Raw genomic sequence first — 22063 nt, 5'->3', positions numbered from 1 at the left:
CGTACCGCGCCGGATCCGGTCCCGGCCGGTACGCGCCGACGGCCCGCGAGGCGGTCTCCCCACCGCCCGCGGGCCGTCGTCACTCAACTCCTGTGCCGCTGGAGCGCCTTGTGCGAGACCAGCGTGTGGTGCCCGGCGCCGACCGCGTCCACGTACACGTTCACCCCGTCACCGCTCACGCGCGCGCCGCCGACCGCCCGCGTGCCGTCCCAGACGGTCCGCCCGTCCAGGGTGACCCGCACCCTCGCGCCGCCGGTCGGCACCGCGAGCCTGCCGGTGGTGCCGCGCGGCGCGTCGGTGGCCAGCGTGAAGCCGCCGCCGTTCGCGCGCCAGGACGCGCTGATCGCGCCGTGCGGGGTGGGCACCTTGCCCTGCGCCCACGTGAGGTCGCCGGGCGTGGGCACGATCGCGTACGAGGCGAAGCCCGCGCCGGTCGGCCGGATGCCCAGCACCTGGTTGGTGAGGCTGACCGTCGGCCCCGAAGCCCAGCCGTGCGCGAGGCTGGTGAACTGCGAAAGGGCGGGCTGTCCCGCCAGGTCGGCCTTCTCCCAGAAGGTGCCGCCCGGGTCCTGCGAGAGCTGGTAGCCCCAGAAGGTACGGATCAGATCCAGGCCGCCGGTCTGCTGCGCGCCGCTCGCGTCGGCCAGACCCAGCCGCGCGCTCGCCTCGAAACCGCTGGGCAGCGGCTCGTAGATCGGCCCGATCGACGCGTTGGGCGTGCTCGGCGCCATCGTCAGCGCGCCGTAGGGACCCCAACTCGTCCGCCGCAGATAGTCCATCGCGCTGCTCGCCTGCCGCTGGTCGGCGACCCCGGTGAGAGCCGCCGCCGCGTTGGCGTCCTGCGGATAGGCGCCGGGGATCTCCCGCGAGAGCCGGTACGCACCGACGGTCGGGTCCCAGAGCTGGTCGTTGACCGCCTTCCTCACCACGGTCGCGCGGTCCGCGTACACCCCGGACGCGGCCTTGTCGTGCCGGGCGGTGGCCAGCTCCGCCATCTCCTGGAGATTGCGCACATACAGCGCGTTCACATACGTCTCGTGCCCGCAGTCGCTGTAGCCGTAGTGGCCGCAGGAGTTGACCGCGCCGAAGGCGATCAGCCCCTGCGGGTCCTGGGCGCGCACCGACTCCAGCCACGCGGTGGCCTTCGTCAGCGCGGGCCACCACCTGTCGAGATAGCCGCGGTCACCGGTGTAGAGCCAGTGCTGGTACTGGTTGTAGACGAACCACGTCACGTACTCGCCGTACGTGCGGATCTCGTCCTGATTGTGCGGCCCCACCAGGCTCTCGCCGGGCATGTACCCGTCCGGCAACTGCTGCGCGGCCAGCGAGGACAGCGAATTGTCCACCGCGTCCGTGTCGTTGGTGCTCAGATACGTGACCGGGACCTGCACCGCCAGGTCGCCCTGCCACACGATGCGGTCCCGCTTGGCGCCGTCGAAGATGACCTCCTTGGCGGGATCGGCGTTCGGCACCTGGCTGTCCGCGTGATCGCCCTCACCCGTCGCGTACGGCCAGCTCTTGGCCGTGTCCGACATCCAGGTGTCGAGCTGCACGGTGTACGCGCCCGCGTACCAGATCTTGTTCAACTCGTCGTCGCTGGACAGGAACCAGCCCTGGTACGCGGCGGGCGACTTCTGCCGCGGCGCCGCGTCGAACTCCACGGACACCGCGCCGAGGTCCACCCAGCCGGGCCCGTCGAGGAACAGCGTCGCGTAGCGGAAACCGCCGCGCAGCTGAGTGTCCGTCAAGGTCGCGGGCAGCTTCGCCGTGTCCAGGGTGATGGTGTGGCTGTCGGCGTCGTAGGTGTACGGCTGGCCGGGATAGCCGTTCCAGATGTTCGCGGTGTCGCAGCCCGGCGCATGGGCCGCCTCGCCGTTGTTGTCGCCCGGAGCGGTGGCCGCGTACTGCACCGACTCGCTGAAGCACACGTGCAGTCGAGGCGGTGTCTTGGACGCGCCCGCCACCTTGACGCTGATCCGGCCGCCGACGTCCTTGCCGAAGTCCAGTGCCAGCAGCGGGGATTGGGTGCGGTCGCCGGTGCTGACCAGCCGTACGGCCCTGCGACCGTCGCCCAGCACCGCCTTCGGGTCGCCCTGGATCGCGCCGCCTCTCGCGGTCGCCGACAGCACGCGGACCGGGGTGACCGTGTGCCCGGCCGGCGCCAGGACGTACGGGCGCCAGTCGCCGGGGCGCGGGGTGTAGCCGTGCTGCGTCCAGGGGTCGTGCGCCTTCGCCGCCGCGGTCGTCGTCGGCGCGTCGGCGCCGAAGGCCGAGCCGGGCAGCAGGCCCAGCATGACGGTCCCGGCCGCGACGGCCGCGGCAGCCGCGCGGCTCCTGCGGACATGAATGGGCATACGTCGTTCCCTCTCTGTGTCCCTCTGCGGAAGCGGGTGCGTTCCCGCGCGATCCCTGTGGGGCGCGGGCGGGCGGCCGGTCAGCGGCGGCGCACGGTCACCTTGCGGGTGCCCGCCGCCACGCCCGCGATCCGCACATAGCCGCCGGAGAAGGTCACCCCGGTGCGCCGCGCCGACCCCTGCCAGACCGTGCGGCCGTCGAGGCGTACGACGCAGGTGCGCGCGTCGGTCACCGGGACCGCGATCTCGTCCACGGCGCCGCCCGGCGCGCTCACCGTCAGGTCGAACTCACCGCCGCCGCGCTGCTGCCACGACGCGCCGATCACACCATTCGCGGTGGTCAACTGGCCCTGTGCGAAACGCTGTTGGCCGGGGTGCGGCTCCACGCGGTGCCCCGCGCCCGCGTCGCCGGTGGGGGAGATGCCCAGGAAGCGGTAGGTCAGCGCCGAGGTCGGGCCCGTCGACCAGCCGTGCGCGGCGCTCATGTACGAACCGGAGTAGTCCGACGTGCCGTCGGTGCGGTAGCCCTCCCAGAACGTACTGGCCGTCCCCGTGGGGCTGTCGAGCATGAAGCCCCACTCGCGGCGGATCAGGTCGAGCGCGGTCGCGTCCTGCCCCGCGGCGAAGTGCGCGTGCACCTCCATGCCGCCGGGGAACGGGTGCACGGAGGAACCGCTCTTCTCCGGCGACAGCGCGCCGACCGCCGTCCAACGCCACGCCAGTGAGGCGCTGATGGTCCGCGCGCGGTCCGCGGAGTCCACCAGGCCGAACCACACGGCCAGCGCGTTGCCGTCCTGCGGATACAGCGAGGCGCCGCCGCCGGTCGGCTTGTCGCGGTACAGGCCCACGGCCTCGTCCCAGTAACCGCCGCTCTCCACCGCCGACTTGAGCGCGGCGGCCTTCGCCTTCCACGCGCCCGCCGAGGCCGGGTCGCCGAGCGTCGTGGCGAGCGCGCTCGCGGTCACCAGCGCCCGGTACATGATGGCGTTGGCTTCGAGGTTCTTGCCGTCGGCGTCCGAACGCGCCCAGTCCGCCGCGCTGGTGACGTTCAGCAGCCCGTCACCGTCGATCTTCGCGACGATGTACGTCACGGCCTTCTTGTACGCGTCGTACGCCGTACGCGCCCACGCGGTGTCGCCGCTGAGCTGGACGTAACTCGCCGTGCCGATGAGCGTCCACAGGTGGTAGGCGTCGGAGTTGCCGATGAAGTTCACGGCCGGCCCCGCGTACGGGAGCGCGCCGTCGGCGTCCTGGTGGTTGTAGAGCGTCTGGAGCGAGTCGCGCACGGTCACCAGGTCGCCCAGCGACACGTAGTCGGTCAGGACGGAGATGCCGAGGTCGCCCGGCCACACCGTGCGGTCGCGCTTGGCGCCGTCGACCAGCACCGTGCCGCCCACCTCGCCGACCTTCGCGCTGTTGTCCCAGCCGAGGTCCGGCGGGCCCCAGACCCGGCCCTGGTCGGCGGCGATGATGTTGGTCTGCACGGTGTAGGCGCCCGCGTACCAGACCCGGTTGAGCATGTCGTCGTCGCAGTAGAAGTAGTTGGGGTACGCCGACAGGTCGGCGGCGTTCGGCGCGAAGGTGATCCGCACCGAGACATCGGTCAGGTCCACGGAGCCCGAGGTCTCGTTGACCACCGTCAAGTAGCGGAAGCCGCCGCGCAGTTGGGACGCCGGGTGCGCGGTTGCGGCGGGACCCGCGCCCGCGACCGGGGTGTCCTTGTCGGTGCTGATCCGCCCGCCGGGCGTCACCGCGTAGCGCACGGCGGGCTCGTTGTTGCTGCCGCCGTTGGACCCGTCGCTGGACGACGTGCTGACGAAGTCGGACAGCTCGGAGTACGTCAGCCCGACCGTCTGATTCGTTTCACCGCCCGGCCCGAAGCTGAGAGTGACGAATCCGCCGACCTCCTTGCCGAAGTCGAAGGTCACGGAGGAGCCCTTGCCGGTGATCCGGGTGACGGCCTTGGCGCCGCGCCCCTTGGTCACCAGCGCCTCGGGCCGCCGCACGACACCGGTGAGCGTGTAGACGGCGACCGGGCGCACCGTACGGCTGGCGGGGGAGAGGTTGAAGGCGTCCCACTTGCCCGAGGGCGCCTTGCCGCCGGGCCGCGAGGCGGGGACCGAGGCGCCCGCGGGCACCGCCGACGCGCCCTGCGGCGCGGCTCCCGCGGCCGGTTCCGCGGCGACGGCCCGGCCCCCGCCCGCCTCCGTCGCCGCGACGAACGCGGCGGCCAGCCCCGTCGTGACGAGTACGCGCCGTGTCGGTCCCTGCACTTCGCTGTGCGGCATGTCTCTCCCGGATGAATCGTTTCAAGATCGCGGACGCGGAAACCCTCACTGATCTTCCTGGGCCGCCGAGCACACTACGTCGGTGTTTCGCGGCCCGTCCATACCCGTGCGGGGAGTTGTTGCCCGGCCGATCGCGGCGGATCCGGGCCGCGGAGCGGCCATGGGGGCTGTGACCAGGGAGGCGGTGGGGGCGGGGGAGGCGTCCCGCCCGGGAGGGAGAAGTGCCCTCTCAGCGGATCAGGCGGATCGAGTGCCGTGGCTCGTCCAGCCGGACCCTGGCACGCGGAGCTGTGGATCGACGACGAGGTCAGCGTAGAGACGTACCTGCGCACCTGGCGCACCCTGCGGGAATCCGCCGTGTACGGCGCCGACGCCCTTCGCGTCATCGGCGCGGCTCGGCGGGACCCGCGGGGGATCTGAGGGAGCCGGTCAGACCGTCGCGACCAGCAGCTCCTCGCCGTTGGAGGTGCGCAGGCCGTCCGGGCGGTCGGCGAAGTAGCGCTCGTTGAGGGCGGCGGCCGAGACGTGGCGGGTGTCGGTGAATCCGGCGGCGCGGGCCAGGGCCAGGATCTCGGCGGGGGCGTAGAAGCTGATGAACGGGGTGCCGGAGCCGCGGGCGCCGTTCTCCGCGGCCTGGCGGACGGCGCGCTCGTCGGGTTCCATCAGGTCCAGCGGCGGCATGAACGTCATGACGACGGTGGAGCCGGGCGCGAGCGAGGCGAGGGTACGCAGAGTGGCGGCGTTGGCCTCCTTCGTGAGGTACATGCTGACCCCGGCGGAGGCCGCCACCGCGGGCCGTCCGGCGTCGAATCCGGCCCTCCTCAGCCGATCCCACCAGGAACCGGCCGTCTCGAAGTCGACCGGCACCAGGCGCAGCCCGTCGCCGACGCCGTAGCCGAGTTCGGTCAGCCGCCGCCGCTTCCACTCCTGCGGCTCCGGCCGGTCGACCTCGAAGATCCGCAGCCGGTCGGCGAGATCCGGCCTGCGCTGCGCGAAGGTGTCGAGCCCCGCGCCCAGCAGCACGTACTGCCCGACGCCCTCGTCCAGCCGCTCGACGACCAGGTCCTCCACGAAGCGCGCGCGGGCCACGACACCCGCCCGGAAACGGCTGGTGCCCTCCGGGTGCATGTCCCCGCGCTCCCGCCAGCCCCCCTCGGGGTCGGCCAGCCGCAATCCGATCTCGTCCGCCAGCACATGCGGCGGCGGGTCGTGCAGCACATGGACCGCCCGCCACAGCGCCACCCGTACGGCGGTGCTGTCGGGCTCGGCCGCCGCGCCGTCGGCCTCCGGGACGGCGCGGCCCGCCGTCGATCGCTCGTGCCGCTCGCTCATGTCGCGCTCCCTGTCGGTGCTGCCTGTCGCCTGGTGTGGTGCACGGCCCGCCGTGCGGACGGTCAGCTCTTCGCCGGGGCCTGGAGGCTCCACAGCCGGCCGTCCGGGTCCCGTACGGTCATCTCCCGCGTCCCGAAGTGGGTCTCCTCGAACGGCGTGACGACCTCGACGCCCGGCGCGGCTTCGAAGGCGTCCGCGTCGGCCACGGTCAGCACCATCCGCGGCGCCCGCGGCTCCTGGCTCTCCGGGATCTCGGCGATGAAGAGATACGGTCCTTCGCCGTTGCGCAATTGCCCCGAATTGTGATCGGTCGAGAACTCCAGCTCGTAGCCGAGCCCTTGGAAGAACTTGGCCGCCTTGCCCCAATTGTGCGTTTCCAAGAACACGGCCTCGATGCCCCGCGTCGTCATCTCAACTCTCCTTGTCACTCGCTCGCCGCCGCTGGTCGCGGGGCTCCGCCGCCTCGTCGAGATACGCGCGCAGCGCCTCGGCGACCAGCGCCGACAGCGACTTCTCCGACTCGATGGCGTGGTGCTTGACCTGCTTGATCAGCCCTATCGGCAGATACACGTTGAACTGCTTGACGTCGTCGTCGCCCACATCGCCCATGCTAGCAATCTAGTTCCCTAGGTCAAGCTTCCGGGAAAAACCACGCGACGCGCGGCGCCCGATCGTCGATACTCCGCGCGTGGCCACCATGAACATCGGCAGGACCGAACGCGCCCCGTACCTCCGCTTCTCGCCGGCCGCGCGGGCCCGACGCGGCTTCGGCGCGATCCCGCCGACGGCGCTGGTGCTGCTCGGCACCCTCAGCGTCCAACTGGGCTCGGCGGTGGCCACGCACCTGTTCAGCGCGGTGGGCAGCCTCGGTACGGTCGCGCTGCGGCTGTTCTTCGCCGCGGTCGTGCTGACGGCGCTGTGGCGGCCGTCGCTGAGGATGGACCGCCGGGCGTGGGCCGTGGTGATCGGCTACGGCGTCACGATCGGCGTGATGAACCTCTGCTTCTACCAGGCGCTGACCCGGCTCCCGCTCGGGATCGCGGTGACCACCGAATTCCTCGGACCGCTGACGGTGGCCCTGGCCGGGTCGCGGCGGTGGCTGGACGCTTTCTGGGCACTGCTCGCGGCGGCCGGTGTGCTCCTGCTGGTCGGAGGACGCGGCGACATCGACCTCGTCGGTTTCCTGTTCGCGCTCGCCGCCGCCGCGTGCTGGGCCGCGTACATCCCGGTCGGCGCGGCGCTGGGCCGGCACACCGACCACGGCAACGGTCTCGCGCTGGGCATGGTCGTCGCGGCCCTGGTGGCCGTCCCGTTCGGTGTGGCCGGCGGCAGTACGGCGCTGGTCCACCCGTGGGTGCTGGCCGCCGGATTCGGCGTCGCGCTGCTGTCGTCGGTGGTCCCGTTCTCGCTGGAACTGGAGGCGCTGCGCAGGATCCCGCCGCGGGTCTTCGGCATCCTCATGAGCCTCGAACCGGCGATGGCCGCCCTCATCGGCCTGATCGTGCTCCAGGAGGCGCTGCGCTGGACGCAGTGGATCGCGGTGCTGTGCGTGGTGGCGGCCTCGGCGGGCGCCGCGCGTGGTGCCCGCCTCGACGTCACGGACGCCCCGTAGGGCCTGCCCGGCGGACCCGTAAGGCTTGTCCGGCGGCCCCCTGGCGCCCCGTAGGGCCTGCCCGGCGGACCGCGCCGAACAGGCCCCCGGCAGGGCTCAGAGCTTGAGCAGGAAGGTGAAGTCGCCACCCGCCTTTCCGCTCAGGCGGTGCGCCGAGACGATCTTCCCCTCGTCGATCAGCCGCTTGACCTCGGCGCGTGGGACGCCGAGCCCGTCGGCGATCAGCCGGACGGGCCGGAGCGGGATCTGTGCCGCGAAGCGCACGGACACCTCCAGGGCCTCGTCGTCCGCGTGACCGGGGCCGGTGATGTCGAGGCGCCAGGCGTCGGTCCAGTCGAGGGCGACGCCGTTGCGGTGCCGGACGGCCGGGTGCCGGAGCAGTTCGGCCGTCAGTCCGGGGTCGTTGGTGTGGAGCCTGTCCAGCAGGTCGGGGCGCAGGGAACGCACGTTGACCCGCTCGAAGACCGTGAGCTTCGCGGTCTCCCCGCATCCTGCGCACAGGACGAGGAGCCAGACGTCGAGGGACTTGTGGTGCGCGTTGACCCGGAATCTGCCGCTCGCCCGGAAGCGATCGGACGGGCACGAGTGGCAACGGCGCACGACAAGAGGCGGGCAGGTGGGAGCGACCACCCAGGTTTGTGACACGAATGAACACCTGTTCGGTGAGAAAAACCGCAGCGAAAAGGGGCACGGCGCCCGGGGGCGACGTGCGACAGATCAGCGCCAGGGGTGTCTCAACAGGTGTACAACGGGGTTCCTTTGCCACGGCGACAGGTGCGGCAGCACGATAACCGTGCGTGGCGGCACGGTTCCACGGGTTTTCGCGGCCCGGCTCCCGAGGCATCCAGCCACACCGCGAATTCGCCCAACTAGGTACAAAATGCCCGCAAGGCGACCGCGTCCTCTGTCGAGTCGGTGCCGATTCAAGGGATTTGACGGACAAATACCCGCCATTGTGGGGGTATGCACCCCGTCCTTTGATCATCCTGCGCTGCGCCATTGACGCCAGGGGCTCTTCGGGCAAAGATTCCTGACGTCTCATTGGCATGTCCCCGTGCCTCCCACCACCTGTATCCCAGGTGTGCTCTGACAACGTTGTCAAACGAGTAGAGGACAAAATGACTCCACGGATGCCGCGTCTGCGCTCCGCGGCGCTGGCCGCGCTCACCGCGCTGCTCGCCGCCGGAGCGGCGACGCTGCCCGCGCAGACCGCGTCGGCCGACGGCGGTTCCGCCGCCGCCGGCGGCGATCTCACGCACCTGGTCAACCCTTTCATCGGCTCGCAGGACGACGGGAACACCTACCCCGGCGCCGCCGTGCCGTTCGGAATGGTGCAGCTCTCGCCCGACACCGGCCACAACACGGGTTACGACTACAACCAGGACCACATCCGCGGCTTCAGCTCCGTGCACCTGTCAGGCGTGGGCTGCGGGCTCGGCGGCGACCTGCCCGTACTGCCGACGACCGGTGCGATCACCGCCACCGACGACGCCGCCTACGCCGCGAAGTTCAGCCACGCCGACGAGACCGCTTCCCCCGGCTACTACAAGGTCAAGCTCGACACCGGCATCACCGCCGAACTGAGCGCCACCACCCGCACCGGCTGGCAGCGCTACACCTTCCCGGCGACCGACCAGGCCAACGTGCTGCTCAACAGCGGCCAGGCGCTGCACAAGGTGACCAGCAGCACGGTGACCGTGCTCGACGACCGTACGGTGCTGACCGCCATCACCGGCCGCGGCTTCTGCCAGGACACCCAGCCGTACACGGTCTACACCGAGACCCGCTTCGACCGGCCCTTCCAGTCGTACGGGACGTGGAGCGGCAAGACCGTGACGGCGGGCAGCCGTACCTCGACCTCCACCGGGCTCGGCGGTGCGTACGCGCGCTTCGACACCACGAAGGACCAGCAGGTCACCGCGGTCACCTCGCTGTCGTGGGTGAGCCAGGACGGCGCCGCGAAGAACCTCGCGGCCGAGGGGCGCGGCACCTTCGACACGACGGCCGCCGCCGCGCGGCAGTCCTGGCAGGACCGGCTCGGCCGGATCCGGGTGCGGGGCGGCAGCCAGGAGCAGCAGCGGACCTTCTACTCCTCGCTCTACCGCTCCTTCCTCGCGCCGAACGTCGGCAGCGACGTCGACGGCCGCTACACCGGCTGGGACGACAAGGTGCACCCGGCGGGCGGCATCACGTACTACCAGAACTGGTCGCTGTGGGACACCTACCGCACCCAGCAGCAACTGCTGTCGCTGCTCGCGCCGAGCGAGTCCCGCGACATGGCGCTGTCGCTGCTGCGCGTCGCGGACGAGGGCGGACAGCTTCCGCGCTGGGGGTACGCCACCGCCGAGACGAACATCATGACCGGCGACCCGGTGACCCCGTTCCTGGTGGACGCCTACCGGCAGGGCCTGCTCAAGGGCCATGAGGAGGAGGCGTACCGGGCGCTGAAGAAGCACGCGGACACCGTGCCGCCCGCCTCTTCCCCGTCCGCGGGCCGTCAGGCCGACGTCGAGTACCTGGCGAACGGCTATGTGCCGTACGACCCGGCGCGGCCCGGCAAGCCCGGTGACAACGACTTCCAGCACGGCCCGTCCGCGACGCTCGAATACGCGCTCGCAGACGCCGCCCTGGGCGGGATGGCGCAGTCGCTCGGCCACACCGCGGACGCCCGGCGCTATCTGACGCGAGGTCAGAACTACCGGAACATCCTCGACCCGAGCACCGGCTTCTTCCGGGCCAGGAACACCGACGGCGCCTTCGTCGGCCCGGCGGACCCCGCCTCCAGCGTCGGCTTCCACGAGGGCACGTCCTGGCAGTACATGTGGCTCGTCCCGCAGGACGTGCCGGGGATAGTGGATCTGATCGGCGGCAACGCGACCGCCAACGCCCGGCTCGACTCCTTCTTCGCCTACGACCAGTTGGTGAAGGACCCGGCGGGCACCGCGCGCGATGTCTGGGTCAACGGCCCGTACTCGTACTACAACCAGGACAAGTACAACCCGCAGAACGAGCCCGACCTCAGCTCCCCGTACACGTATCTGTCCACCGGGCAGCCGTGGAAGACCACCGATGTGGTGCACGCCGGGCTGACTCTCTTCACGGACGCGCCGAACGGCGTCACCGGCAACGACGACCTCGGCACCATGTCGTCGTGGCAGGTGCTCTCGGCGATCGGCATCTACCCGATGACGCCGGGCACCGACCTGTGGGGGCTGTCCACGCCGGTCTTCGACCGGGTCGACCTGACCCTCGACCGGCACTACTACCCGAGCGGCAAGATGACGATCACCGCGCCGGGCAGCACCGACACCAACCGGTACATCCAGTCCGCGCGGCTCGGCGGCAAGAGCCTGCGGACCACGTACATCAGCACCCGGGACATCAAGGCGGGCAAGGACCTCTCGCTCACCGTCGGCGCCAAGCCGTCGAGCTGGGGCACCGGCAAGAACGACGGGCCGCCCGCGCCCGCCCACGTGGCGGCGCCCGTACGGCACACCGCCGCGTCGCTCTCCCCGGCCGCGCCCGGCGTCCTCGCGGGCGGCCCCGGGACGGACGTGGACGTCTCCGCCGTCCTCACCGCCCCCGGCAAGGTCTCGGGCACCGTCACGGTCAGCGCGCCGCACGGGCTCACCGCGAGCCCGCGCACGAGCGGCTTCCGCGTGGACTCGGGGACGCTGCCCACCACCAAGGTGGTGCCGGTACGGATCTCCGCCCCGGCGGGCACCCCCGACGGCACCTACCAGGTCACCGTCAAGGTCACGCAGTCCGGCGGCCCCTCGGTGACCAGGACCGTCCCGGTCTCGGTCGCCACCTCGACCTGCCAGGGCGGCAGCGGGTACTGCCCGCAGGACCTGTCCGCGCAGTACGACGTGGACGGCGTCAGCACGGCGGGCGCGACCGGCGCCGACTTCGACGGCACCGGGACCAGCTTCCCCGCGGAACAGCTTCCGGCGCCGGGCCCCGGCGTGCTCGGCGGGCGGGCCTACACCTTCCCCGACACCACCGGCGCCGCGGCCAACTTCGCCACCGCGCACGGCCAGAGCGTCGCTCTCGTGCGGCGCTCCTACTCCGCGCTCGACGTGCTGCTCACCGCGCACCACGGCGACGTCACCGGCGCCGCCACCGTGCACTACTCGGACGGCACGTCCGCGCCCGTCACCCTGACCGCGACCGACTGGGCGGCCGGCGCTCCCCGGCTCGGCGAGGACGCCGCGATCCACGCCGACTCCCGCTACGACAAGCAGGGCGCGCCCGACGGTGTCGGGGTCGACATCTGGCACATCGCGGTCCCGCTGGACAGCGCGAAGACCGCCGTCTCCCTCACCCTGCCCGACGACGCCCGGCTGGCGCTGTACGCGATCAGCGGACGTGACGCGTGACGAGCGACGCCCCTGAACCCGTATCCGAACCCGCACCCGTACCCACAGCGGCACCCGCACCCGTAACAGAACGTCCCGGAGCACGACCCGGAGCCGCAAGCAGAAAGGCAACACCCATGAGACGTGGCCCACTTCGCCGCACCCTCACCAGAACATTGCTGGCAGGTGCGGTATCGATGACCCTGACCGTGCCCGCGTCCGCCGTGGCGCACGCGGACGCGGACGCGGCCAAGTCGGGCGGCGCCCCCGCCTTCACCACCTCCTTCGAGTCCGGCGACACGCAGCCCACGTGGAGCAGCACCGCCGAGACCGACGCCAAGGGCAACCCCCTGGTCTCCGGCGTGACCGCGGGCACCCTCCCGGTGCTGGCCGGCAGCGTCAAGGACAAGATCGCCGAGGTCACGGCCAGTTCGGACAATCCGCCGAACGAGGTCGCGAAGAACGCGGCCGACGAGGACGCCAACACCAAGTGGCTCACCTTCGCGAACACCGGCTGGCTCCAGTACAAGCTGTCCGAGGACGTGACGGTCAAGAAGTACGCGCTGACGTCCGCGAACGACTCGCCCGAGCGCGACCCGAAGGACTTCACCCTCCAGGGCTCCGACGACGGCAGCACCTGGACGACGGTGGACACCCGTAGCGGCGTGAAGTTCAGCGGCCGGTACAAGTCCAACATCTACGACGTCGCCGACCCCGCGCCGCACCGCTACTACCGGCTGAACGTCTCGGCCAACAACAGCGGCGACATCGTGCAGCTCGCGGACCTCATCCTGTCCGACGGCTCCCCGGCGCCGACGCCTGTCGCGGGCATGACCACCGAGATCGGCAAGGGCCCCGCCTCCGGGCCCAATGTGAAGCCGAGCGTCGGCTTCAGCGGCCTGAAGGCGCTCCAGTACTCGGGCACCCACACGAAGTCCGGCGCCGTGCACGCCTATAACAAGCTCTACGACGTGCGCATCCCCGTCAGCCGCAACACCCAGCTCTCGTACGACATATTCCCCGAGCTGACTGGCGGCGACCTGAAGTACCCGAGCACGTACGCCTCCATAGACCTGCACTTCACCGACGGCACGTACCTGAGCAAGCTGCGGACCCCGGCGCTCGACGAGTACGGCACCACGCTCAGCCCGCAGGGCCAGGGCGCGGGCAAGATCCTCTACGCCTCGCAGTGGAACGCCGTGGTCTCCGCGATCGGCAAGGTCGCCGCGGGCAAGACGATCGACCGGGTCCTGCTCGGCTACGACGACCCGGCCGGCAGCTCCGAGGCGGGCGCGTCCACCCAGTTCAAGGGCTGGATCGACGACCTGACGATCGGCGCCGCCCCGGCGCCCACCGCCAAGAGCTACGCCGAGCACGTCGACACCCGGCGCGGCACCAACGCCTCCGGCTCCTTCTCGCGCGGCAACAACCTGCCGCTGACCGCGGTCCCGAACGGCTTCAACTTCTTCACGCCGGTCACCGACGCGGGTTCGACGAGCTGGGAGTACAGCTACGCGGCCCAGAACAACGCCGACAACCTGCCGACGCTCCAGGCGCTCGGCATCAGCCACGAGCCCAGCCCGTGGATGGGCGACCGCGACACCTTCCAGGTGATGCCGTCCGCGGTGTCCGGCACCCCGGACCTGAACCGGAGCAAGCGGGCGCTGGCCTTCGACCACAAGGACGAGGTCGCGCAGCCGCACTACTACGGCGTCACGTTCAAGAACGGCGTGAAGGCCGAGATAGCACCGACCGACCACTCCGCCGTCTACCGCTTCACCTTCCCCGGTGACAACGGCGACCTGCTCTTCGACAACGTGAACAACAACGGCGGCCTGACCTTCGACGCCGCCAAAGGCACCCTGGACGGCTTCTCGGACGTCAACATCGGCGGCGGCGAGGCCGCGACGCGGATGTTCGTGCACGCCGAGTTCGACCGGCCCCCCGGCACGGCCACCAAGGTCACCGGACAGGGCCGCGACAACGTCACCGGCTACGCGCAGTTCGACACGTCCAAGAGCAAGACCGTGACGATGCGCCTGGCCACCTCGTTCATCAGCGCCGACCAGGCGAAGAAGAACCTGGACCTGGAGATCCCGCAGGGCACGTCCTTCGACAGCGTCAAGAAGAGCGCCGAGCGGCTGTGGAACGCCAAGCTGGGCAAGGTCGAGGTCCAGGGCGCCAGCGACGACCAGCTCACCACGCTGTACTCGAACCTGTACCGGATGAACCTGTACCCCAACTCCGGTTCCGAGAACACCGGTACGGCCAAGAAGCCGGTGTACAAGTACGCCAGCCCGTTCTCCAAGGCCACCGGCAGCAACACGCCCACCGAGACCGGCGCGAAGATCGTGGACGGCAAGGTCTACGTCAACAACGGCTTCTGGGACACCTACCGCACCGAGTGGCCCGCCTACTCGCTGCTGGAGTCGAAGACCGCGGGTGAACTCGCCGACGGCTTCGTGCAGCAGTACAAGGACGGCGGCTGGATCTCGCGCTGGTCCTCGCCGGGCTACGCCGACCTGATGACCGGCACCAGCTCCGACGTCGCCTTCGCGGACGCCTTCGCCAAGGGCGTGGAGAACTTCGACGCCAAGGCCGCCTACGAGGCCGCGGTCAAGAACGCCACCGTGTTCCCGACCGCGGGCGGTGTCGGCCGCAAGGGCCTGGACACCTCGGTGTTCACCGGATACACCAACACCTCGGTCGACGGCAGCGTCTCGTGGTCGCTGGACGGCTACATCAACGACTACGGCATCGCCACCATGGCCGCCAAGCTCGCCAAGGACCCGCACACCTCCAAGGCCGACCGGCAGCGCTACCAGGAGGAGTCCGCGTACTTCCTGGGCCGCGCGCAGAACTACACCAACCTGTTCAACACCGGTGTCGGCTTCTTCGAGGGCCGCAAGGCCGACGGCTCGTGGCGCGTCCCGGACGCCCAGTACGACCCGCAGCAGTGGGGCAACGAGTACACCGAGACCAACGCCTGGAACTACGCCTTCACGGTGCCGCAGGACCCGAACGGCCTCGCCGCGCTCTACGGCGGCCAGAAGGGCCTGGAGAAGAAGCTCGACGCGTTCTTCAACACCCAGGAGACCGCCGACGGTGACGCGGGCGGCTACGGCGGCACCATCCACGAGATGCTGGAGGCCCGCGACGTCCGGATGGGGGAACTCGGCCTGAGCAACCAGCCGTCGTTCGCCATCCCCTACATGTACGACTACGCGGGCGACCCGGCCAAGACCCAGGCCGTCGTGCGCGAGGCCACCCGGCGGCTGTTCACGGGCAGCTCGATCGGCCAGGGCTTCCCCGGTGACGAGGACAACGGCGCCACCGCCACCTGGCAGATCTTCAGCGCGCTGGGCTTCTACCCGCTCCAGGTCGGCAGCGACAACTACGTGATCGGCTCCCCGCTGTTCACCAAGGCGACGGTCCACCTGGACAACGGCAAGAGCATCGTCGTCAACGCGCCGAACAACAGCAGCAGCAACATCTACGTGCAGTCGCTGAAGGTCAACGGCAAGGCGTGGAACAAGGTGTACCTGACGCAGAGCCAGCTCTCGTCCGGTGCGCGCCTGGACTTCACCATGGGCTCCAAGCCGTCCAAGTGGGGCACGGGCAAGAACGCGCTGCCCGCGTCGCTGACCCCGGCGGGCAAGGCGCCGCAGCCGCTGGCGGACCTGACAGGGCCCGACCTGGGCACCGCGACGTCCGCTGACGGCACTGATGTCGCCGCGCTCTTCGACAACACCTCGAAGACCGGGGTGACCTTCCCCGCCGCCGACCCGACGGTGCAGTACACCTTCACCGGGAGCGCGGCGAAGAAGCAGGCCGGTTTCTACACCCTGACCTCCGGCAGCACCGCGGCCCAGGACCCGAAGAGCTGGCAGCTCCAGGGCACCACCGACGGCAAGCACTGGAGCACGCTGGACTCCAGGAGCGGCGAGAGCTTCGACAGCCGCCTCCAGACCCGGCCGTTCCAGATAGCCCACCCCGGCGCGTACTCCACGTACCGCCTGGTGGTGACCGCCAACAACGGTGCCGCGTCCACGACGCTGACCGAGGTGGAACTGCTGGCACAGCAGGGGCAGGGAGGCCACGGGCACTGACCGGCAGGTCCGTACGACCCGTGTGAGACCGGGGGCCGCGACACCATGTCGCGGCCCCCGGCCGCGTCCCCGGCCCCGGTTCTTCGGCGCCCGCATCAGGGATGTCCCGGTGGGGATGCCCCCACCCCCGTTCGGGCGCGGGCCGCAGTGACCCGGAACCCCGCGGCGCGGGAGGGTCGTTGAAGGCGCCGCGCGCCGCGGCACCGTGCCCTACCCCTTCCTCAAGGGCGCGTTCGCACCGGCCACCGAGGAGGTCACCGCCTTCGACCTGCCGGTGACCGGCCGCGTCCCGGCCGCACTCGACGGCCGCTATCTGCGCAACGGCCCCAATGTGCTGGGCCTGGAGGACCCGCGGACCCACCACTGGATGCTCGGCCAGGGCATGGTGCACGGCGTACGCCTCAGGGACGGCCGCGCCGAGTGGTACCGCAACCGGTGGGTGAGGTCGGCGGGCGTCGCCGCGCAACTGGGGGAGCCCTACCACGGCCCCGTGCCCGACGACGACTTCGCCAACAACACGCACGTGATCCCGTACAAGGGCAAGGTCCTCGCGGTCCAGGAGAGCGGCCCGGCGCCGTACGAACTCGACGAGGAGCTGAACACCGTCCGCCCGTACGACTTCGGCGGCACGCTCAGCGGGGCGTTCACCGCGCACACCAAGTACGACGAGCGGGCGGACGAACTGCACGCGATCACGTACTACCCGACCTGGGACCATGTGCGGCACCTGGTGATCGACCACACGGGGAAGGTCGTACGGACCACGAGGATTCCGGTCGCGGACAGCCCGATGATGCACGACTTCGCGCTCACCGAGCGGTATGTGATCATCTTCGACACCCCGGTGACCTTCGACGCGGCGGCGGCCGAGGCGGGCGCGATCGTGCCGTACGTCTGGAACGACAAGCACCCGGCGCGGGTCGGGGTGATGCCGCGCCGGGGCGGCCGGGTCCGCTGGTTCGAGGCCGACCCCGGCTCGTACTACTCGCACACGCTCAACGCCTACGACGACGGGCACTCGGTGGTCGTCGACTTCATCACCTTCCCCGCGCCGTTCTTCGCGGCGGGCCGCGGCACCCTCGGAGACGGCCCCTCGGCGCTGGGCACCCCCCGGCTCGACCGGCTGACGATCGACCTGGAGCGCGGCCGGGCCCGCCCGCGGCGGATCGACGACCGCCCGCAGGAGTTCCCCCGCATCCGCGAGAGCCTGGTCTCGCGCCGCCACCGCTACGGCTACGCCGCCACGGCCGCCGCGATGTGGACGGCGTACGAGACGCTGGACGGCGTGCCGCCCGACACCCACTTCGGCAACGCGCTCATCAAGCACGACCTGCTGCGCGGCACCACCCAGACGCACCGCTTCCCGAAGGACGCGGCCGTCAGCGAGCCGGTCTTCGTCCCCGCGCACGAGCACGCCAAGGCCGAGGACGACGGTTACATCCTGTCCTACGTCCACAACCCCGACCGGGGCGCGGCCGACCTCGTCATCCTGTCCGCCCAGGACTTCACGGCCGCCCCGCTGGCCAGGATCCACCTCCCGGCCACCATTCCGCTCGGCCTGCACGGGAGTTGGGTGCCGACGGTCTGACGGGGGAGAGCGGCGACGGTCTGACGGGGGAGGCGGCGCGCGGTCCGCACCGCCGCCCTCGGCTGTGCCCCCATGCTGGAGTCCGCCGTCGTGCTCGGCGCGGTCGTCGGCGTCGGCAGCGGCCTCACCGTCGCCGCCTTGGGCTCCGGGGTTCTCTTCGCGGCCTTCGCCGCCGTCTGTCTTCTGGCCGCGGTCGTCGCCCTCGCGTCCACGACGCTGCGCCGCGTCGGCCTCGGGACCCCGCACGGGGTGTGATCCAACTCGCTTGTGGCGTATGCCCCCGGCCCCCGATACTGGCCGTACACGGAGCGGCACGTACAGCAGCACGCGGAGCTGTGCGCGCACGCGCAGAAGAGCACGCATACCGCACGGGCGGGTACGCGCATGTCCCGCGCCGAGCGGGAACTGCCGCGTCGGCACCCGCGTCTTGTCCTCCAGCGGCCGGACGCACGGGCGCGCCCGCGGTGGGGTGGGGAAGCGCGACGGGCGGTGATCCCGTCCGCGCAGGAGCAGGGGGGAATTCGCCATGACCTGGGACCAGCGGGACGGAGCGGACGCCAGCGGTACGCCGGGCGGCGGCGGGAGACCGGACGGCGCCGACGCGCCGGGCGTTGACGGCACACCAGGCGCGGGCAGTACGTCGAGCGCCGGCGACACACCGAGCGGCAGCGGCACACCGGGGAGCGGCGGCGCGCCGGAGGGCTTCGGGCCCCCGCCGCCGCCCGCGCCGCCGGCCTGGCTGCCGCGGCAGCCCGCCGCGCCGCCCGGCATCCCGTCCGGATATCCGTCCGGCTACGCGCCCGGGTTCCCGGCCGGCCCGCCCGCACCACCGGCGCCGCCGCCCGCCCCGGCGAACGCGCTGCGGGCCGTCGCCGTCGGCCTGCTCAATCTCAGCGGCCTCGGCATCGGTTACGCGCTGACCCGCCGCTGGTTGGCCACGGCGGCCTGCCTGGTCGCGACCGGCGTCCTGCTCTTCGTCGCGCTGCCCGCGACGGCGGACGGCGTGTCCGGCGTCGTCGTCGTCGCCTACGCCGTCTTCCTCGTCCTCGCGGCCGCGCACGGCGCCTATCGCGGCCTGCGCACCCCGCTGTCCTGGCCGCCGCGGACGCCCGTCGCGATCGTGCTCGGCCTCGTGCTGCTCGCCGCGCCCGTCGGCGGCGTCGTCTACTACGACGGCGCGCGCGACGAGGCCACCCAGAAGATGCTGCTCGACCGGCTCGACACCGCCGACCAGCTCGTCCAGGCGGCCAAGAGCAAGCCGTTCGACGAGGCGCGCACCGACTACACCACGGCGCTGGCCGCGTACCGCGACCTCAGCGACCACCACGGCGGCTCCCGCGCCGCCAAGCGCGTACCCGACCGGCTGACCACGTACTACACGGCGGTCGGCACGCCCTACGAGCAGAAGAGGTACTGCGACGCCATCGAGCCGCTGAAGTACCTGCGGACCGTGCCCGAGCACTTCGACAGGAAGGCCCTCGGCACGCTGACCGGATGGCCGGACGACCGGCTCGCGACCTCGCTGTACGCGTGCGGTACGGCCGACCTGGCCGACGCGAGCGGCGCGGAGGCGAAGGACGGGTATCTGAGCGACCTGCTCTCCACGTACCCCAAGTCGCCGCAGGCGGCGAAGGTCGAGCCCGCCTTCAAGTCGACCATCGACGCGGCGGCCAGGGACCTGAACGGCGGCGACCCGTGCGCGGCCACCGACAAGGTGCGCGCCCTCGGCGTCCGCGCGGGCAACCTCAAGGGCGGGGACGCGGGCGTGGCCGCGGCCTTCGACAAGGACGCCCGCCGGGCCGACACCTATGTGCAGTCGGGCAGTTACACCTGCGCCGTCCACGAGTACAAGGGCGGCGACTTCAGCAGCGCGCTGGACAAGATCCGCGACTTCGTGAAGAAGTACCCGCGCGACAAGAACACCGCGTACGCCAAGAAGCTCGCCATCGCCGCCGAGGTCGCCGTGACGGTGCCCGCCGCGGGCAAGCGCATGCCGACCGAGGACTCCGGTGGCAGCATCTCCGTGACGGTCAGCAACGACAGCCCCGACCAGGTCGAGGTGCTGTTCACCGGACCGGTGACCGGCAGCTTCACGCTCAAGGGCTGCGGCGCCTGCAAGACGTACTCCAGCCAGGCGTCGGCGCAGACCTCGGCGTGCAACAACAGCGGCAGGAACTACCCGAAGAAGACGCTGAATCTGCCGGTCGGCACCACGTACTTCCTGCACAAGTCGACCAGTTCCGGCGACTCCGCGACGCCCGGCAGCGACACGGTCAAGCTCCGCAGCGGCTACATCTACACGGAGTGCGCCTATGTGGTGCGCGATTCGGCGCTGAGTTTCTGAGGCGCGGGCTTCCGAACCAGTAGGCGTGGGCGGTTGACGGCCCGCGACCCGCGCGGACACGGCGGGGCCCGGACGACCGGGCCCCGCCGTCGTCACTCCGCGATGCCGCGCGTCAGCAGCACGACGGTCACGAAGGTGCGGTAGAGCCGCACCGGATCCTCGTCGGTCATTCGTACCGTCACCGTGTCCGCCGGGTCCCGCTCGACGCCCGTGATCCAGGTCGCCATCTCCGCCAGGTCCGGATTGCGCATCCGCACCGTCAGCGTCGCGGGCAGCGCGATGTCCGGCAGGGCCGCCGCCGGCAGCCCTTCGACCGCCCTGCGGGCGGCGTCCCGGATCACCTCGCGCGCCTCCTCCGGGTGCAGGCTGTCGGCCGCGAACCGCGACACCGACGACTTGACGACCGCGCCCACCGCGCCGGGACAGAACGGCTCCAGCTCGGCGGCCGTCGTCGCGTCCCCGGTGACCAGCAGCACCGGCACCCCGTGCCCGAGCGCGACCAGCGCGTTGATCCCGCTCTCGCCCGCGACGACCCCGTTGAGCCGCACCTCGCTGATCGCCGCCGGGTTGTACGTGTGCGACAGCGCGGCCCGCTCGCCCGACATCGAGCCGTGGTACGAGACGAAGAAGACCCCGTCGTACGAGGAGTCCAGGCCCTGCATCATGTACAGCGGCTTGTGGCGGCCGGACAGATAGCGGGCCCGCCCGGCCAGCTCGTCCGGGCGCAGATTGGCCATCGTGGAGTGCGAGTCGTTGACCAGGAACGCGTTCGCGCCGCCCGCTTCCGCGCCCTCGATCGAGGCGTTGACCTCCGCCTGGAGCAGCGTGCGGTAGTACGCGTACTCGGGCTGCCCAGGACGGCACTGCGACCAGTCGACGACGCCCGCCGTGCCCTCCATGTCGGAGGAGACGAAGATCTTCACAGCACGGTCCGGGGGCGGAATTCGGGCTCGGTCGACGCGTCGGTCATCAACGCGTAGACGCTGCCCTCCTGTCCGGCCGCGCCGCCGTGCCTGCCGTCGGGGGTCAGGGCCAGCGCGCGCAGCTCGGAGCGGAACTCGTCCGGCAGGGTGGCCGCGTCGGCGAGCGCGTCCCGGCACGCGTCGGACGGATCGAGCCCCGCCGCCAGCAGGTCGACGATCGTACGGGCGGTGCCGCCGCGCATGCTCAGCTCGCCGCGGCCGGTGCAGGCGGCGCCACCGGAGCGCAGATCGCACCAGTTGCCCGCGCCGGGCAGCGCGGAGTCGCCGACCCTGCCGGGGTACTTGTACGGATAGCCGGAGGTCGAGACCCCGACGCACATCTCGCCCGACGGGTCCAGCGCGATGATGTTGATCGTGCCCCAGGGGCCGTCGTGCGGGGCGAGCCGGCGGATCAGGGCGAGCGCGCTCTCCCGGTAGCGGGCGTCGCCGTCGGTCGCCGCGGTGTTCTCACCCTCCACCGACTCCTGGGAGTCGGCGACCTGCTTGCGCCACTGCTCGCGCGAGGCGTCCGTCAGCAGGTCCGCGGTGTCGAAGCCGCACTCCCGCGCGAACAGCGCGGCGCCCTCGCCGACCAGCAGGCTGTGCTGCGGCAGTCTCTCCAGCACCGCGCGGGCCACCGAGATCGGGTTCGGGTACCCCTTGAGCGCGCCCACCGCGCCGAACTGCCGCCCGGAGCCCAGCATCAGGGAGGCGTCCAGCTCCACCACGCCCTGCGCGTTGGGCAGTCCCGCGGTGCCCACGTAATGGTCCGCCGGATTGTCCTCGCAGCGGCGCATCGCGGCCTCGACCGCGTCCAGCGCCGAGCCGCCGCGCCGCAGCACGTCCATCCCGGTCGGCAGTCCGACCTCGCTGCGCTCACTGCCGATGATCACCGCTTCGGGCATGTTCCTCCTGTCCGGTGCCTGACCGGCCGGAGCCCCCGTCGTATGGGGGTTCCCGCCGCTTCGCCCGTCCGACCTGCGTATACGCGCCCGTGTATACGCAGCGCCGGACGTCTGCGCAGTCTGGCACCAGCCGCCCGCGCCGCGGTACCCGGCCTCGCCGGGACCGGGGAAGGGACCTTGGGCGGACCCCGATCCCGCGCTCCGCCCGCGC

13 protein-coding genes and 2 pseudogenes are annotated in these 22063 nt (G+C 71.4%); 7 read left to right on the top strand and 8 right to left on the bottom strand.

From position 1 onward, the window contains the following. Nucleotides 1–83: 83 nt before the first annotated feature. Both ACIP4Z_RS15955 and ACIP4Z_RS15950 read right to left on the bottom strand, forming a co-directional pair. Nucleotides 84–2354 carry an alpha-L-rhamnosidase C-terminal domain-containing protein gene (locus ACIP4Z_RS15955; RefSeq protein ID WP_401308379.1) on the bottom strand — a complete coding sequence of 757 codons (2271 nt, stop codon included), beginning with the start codon at nucleotides 2352–2354 and terminating at the stop codon, nucleotides 84–86. Between the two features lie 80 nt (nucleotides 2355–2434). After that, nucleotides 2435–4642 (bottom strand): hypothetical protein, encoded by a 2208-nt coding sequence (locus ACIP4Z_RS15950; RefSeq protein ID WP_401308376.1) that lies wholly within the window; start codon nucleotides 4640–4642, stop codon nucleotides 2435–2437. A gap of 276 nt (nucleotides 4643–4918) precedes the next feature. Here ACIP4Z_RS15950 and ACIP4Z_RS15945 point away from each other — a divergent pair. Next, nucleotides 4919–5062, top strand: a pseudogene (locus tag ACIP4Z_RS15945) (transcriptional regulator); the annotation flags it as partial. 9 nt (nucleotides 5063–5071) lie between these two features. Here ACIP4Z_RS15945 and ACIP4Z_RS15940 read toward each other — a convergent pair. The 3 genes from ACIP4Z_RS15940 to ACIP4Z_RS15930 all read right to left on the bottom strand — a co-directional run bounded on the left by ACIP4Z_RS15940 (nucleotide 5072) and on the right by ACIP4Z_RS15930 (nucleotide 6574). Then, nucleotides 5072–5974, bottom strand: coding sequence for a class I SAM-dependent methyltransferase (locus ACIP4Z_RS15940; protein WP_401308373.1), 903 nt, complete (start codon nucleotides 5972–5974; stop codon nucleotides 5072–5074). Nucleotides 5975–6036: 62 nt separating this feature from the next. Further along, nucleotides 6037–6384, bottom strand: coding sequence for a VOC family protein (locus tag ACIP4Z_RS15935; protein ID WP_355341654.1), 348 nt, complete (start codon nucleotides 6382–6384; stop codon nucleotides 6037–6039). A gap of 1 nt (nucleotide 6385) precedes the next feature. Then, nucleotides 6386–6574 (bottom strand): ribbon-helix-helix protein, CopG family, encoded by a 189-nt coding sequence (locus tag ACIP4Z_RS15930; protein WP_355341781.1) that lies wholly within the window; start codon nucleotides 6572–6574, stop codon nucleotides 6386–6388. 97 nt (nucleotides 6575–6671) lie between these two features. Between ACIP4Z_RS15930 and ACIP4Z_RS15925 the strand changes: the two genes are divergently transcribed. After that, entirely contained in the window at nucleotides 6672–7586 is a 915-nt protein-coding gene (locus ACIP4Z_RS15925; RefSeq protein ID WP_401308903.1) for an EamA family transporter, read from the top strand. Nucleotides 7587–7682: 96 nt separating this feature from the next. On the opposite strand, the gene ACIP4Z_RS15920 is transcribed toward ACIP4Z_RS15925, so the two are convergent. Beyond that, nucleotides 7683–8231 (bottom strand): DUF1062 domain-containing protein, encoded by a 549-nt coding sequence (locus ACIP4Z_RS15920; protein ID WP_401308369.1) that lies wholly within the window; start codon nucleotides 8229–8231, stop codon nucleotides 7683–7685. Between the two features lie 485 nt (nucleotides 8232–8716). Between ACIP4Z_RS15920 and ACIP4Z_RS15915 the strand changes: the two are divergent. From ACIP4Z_RS15915 to ACIP4Z_RS15895, 5 genes and pseudogenes are all read left to right on the top strand, one after another. After that, nucleotides 8717–11050 (top strand): annotated as a pseudogene (locus ACIP4Z_RS15915) (GH92 family glycosyl hydrolase); the annotation flags it as partial. A gap of 1091 nt (nucleotides 11051–12141) precedes the next feature. Further along, the gene (locus ACIP4Z_RS15910) at nucleotides 12142–16053 is read left to right on the top strand and encodes a GH92 family glycosyl hydrolase (RefSeq protein WP_401308366.1); all 3912 of its coding nucleotides are present in this window, start codon (nucleotides 12142–12144) and stop codon (nucleotides 16051–16053) included. 205 nt (nucleotides 16054–16258) lie between these two features. Beyond that, entirely contained in the window at nucleotides 16259–17641 is a 1383-nt protein-coding gene (locus ACIP4Z_RS15905; RefSeq protein ID WP_401308363.1) for a carotenoid oxygenase family protein, read from the top strand. Nucleotides 17642–17713: 72 nt separating this feature from the next. Beyond that, nucleotides 17714–17896, top strand: coding sequence for a hypothetical protein (locus ACIP4Z_RS15900; protein ID WP_401308360.1), 183 nt, complete (start codon nucleotides 17714–17716; stop codon nucleotides 17894–17896). Between the two features lie 271 nt (nucleotides 17897–18167). Then, on the top strand, nucleotides 18168–19985 hold the full coding sequence (locus ACIP4Z_RS15895) for a hypothetical protein (protein WP_401308357.1): 1818 nt from the start codon (nucleotides 18168–18170) through the stop codon (nucleotides 19983–19985). A gap of 92 nt (nucleotides 19986–20077) precedes the next feature. Here ACIP4Z_RS15895 and ACIP4Z_RS15890 read toward each other — a convergent pair whose 3' ends face one another. After that, a complete protein-coding gene (locus tag ACIP4Z_RS15890) occupies nucleotides 20078–20908 on the bottom strand; it encodes a M55 family metallopeptidase (protein WP_401308354.1) in 831 nt (276 codons plus the stop codon). Further along, nucleotides 20905–21852 carry a N(4)-(beta-N-acetylglucosaminyl)-L-asparaginase gene (locus ACIP4Z_RS15885; RefSeq protein WP_355341674.1) on the bottom strand — a complete coding sequence of 316 codons (948 nt, stop codon included), beginning with the start codon at nucleotides 21850–21852 and terminating at the stop codon, nucleotides 20905–20907. Before ACIP4Z_RS15885 ends, ACIP4Z_RS15890 begins: the two co-directional genes overlap by 4 nt. Between the last annotated feature and the right edge of the window lie 211 nt (nucleotides 21853–22063).

Origin of the sequence: Streptomyces sp. NPDC088910, from assembly GCF_044749865.1 — a bacterium.
Taxonomy (GTDB): Bacteria; Actinomycetota; Actinomycetes; order Streptomycetales; family Streptomycetaceae; genus Actinacidiphila.
This window is presented reverse-complemented; position numbering and strand designations above follow the sequence as displayed.